Origin of the sequence: Streptomyces sp. NPDC005492 (assembly GCF_040605995.1) — a bacterium.
GTDB lineage: Bacteria > Actinomycetota > Actinomycetes > Streptomycetales > Streptomycetaceae > Streptomyces.
The window spans coordinates 1-1,154 of the sequence record NZ_JBEXDX010000125.1 but is presented as its reverse complement, the minus strand read 5'-3'; the positions used below and the strand labels follow the sequence as shown (position 1 = coordinate 1,154).

1 rRNA gene is annotated in these 1,154 nt (G+C 53.6%); it reads right to left on the bottom strand.

The annotated features are described in order from the left end of the window. A 23S ribosomal RNA gene (locus tag ABZT04_RS45955) occupies positions 1–1,154 on the bottom strand; the annotation flags it as partial.

The window sequence follows — 1,154 nt, the reverse complement described above, 5'->3', positions numbered from 1 at the left end:
AGCCGCGGGTAGATTGCATCATCACAAACACTTCAACTTCGCTGAGTCTCGGGAGGAGACAGTGTGGCCATCGTTACGCCATTCGTGCAGGTCGGAACTTACCCGACAAGGAATTTCGCTACCTTAGGACCGTTATAGTTACGGCCGCCGTTTACCGGGACTTCAATCAAGAGCTTGCACCCCATCATTTAATCTTCCGGCACCGGGCAGGCGTCACACCCTATACGTCCACTTTCGTGTTTGCAGAGTGCTGTGTTTTTATTAAACAGTCGCAGCCACCAGTTTATTGCAACCCCTTCACCCTTCTGGCGCAAGCCAGTCAAGCTACAAGGGCGTACCTTATCCCGAAGTTACGGTACCAATTTGCCGAGTTCCTTCTCCCGAGTTCTCTCAAGCGCCTTAGAATACTCATCTCGCCCACCTGTGTCGGTTTGCGGTACGGTCATCGTTAGACTGAAGCTTAGAGGCTTTTCTTGGAACCACTTCCAATTGCTTCGCTCCCTAAGGAGCTCGCGCCACACCCTTGAATTCCGCACCCGGATTTGCCTAAGTGCCTTCTCCAATGCAGCGACCGGGACTTCCAACACCCGGACAACCTTCCGCGATCCGTCCCCCCATCGCATCTAACAATGGTGCAGGAATATTGACCTGCTTCCCATCAGCTACGCATTTCTGCCTCGCCTTAGGGGCCGACTCACCCTACGCCGATGAACGTTGCGTAGGAAACCTTGGGCTTACGGCGAGGGGGCCTTTCACCCCCTTTATCGCTACTCATGTCAGCATTCGCACTTCCGATACCTCCAGCACCCTTTACAAGGCACCTTCGCAGGCTTACGGAACGCTCTCCTACCATGCGAGCAAAGCTCGCATCCGCAGCTTCGGTATATAGCTTAGCCCCGTTACATCTTCCGCGCAGGACGACTCGATCAGTGAGCTATTACGCTTTCTTTAAAGGGTGGCTGCTTCTAAGCCAACCTCCTGACTGTTTTAGCCTTCCCACTTCGTTTCCCACTTAGCTATATTTGGGGACCTTAGCTGGCGGTCTGGGTTGTTTCCCTCTTGACACCGGACGTTAGCACCCGATGTCTGTCTCCCGTGATTGCACTCTTCGGTATTCGGAGTTTGCTATGGCGGGGTAATCTGCAATAGACCCC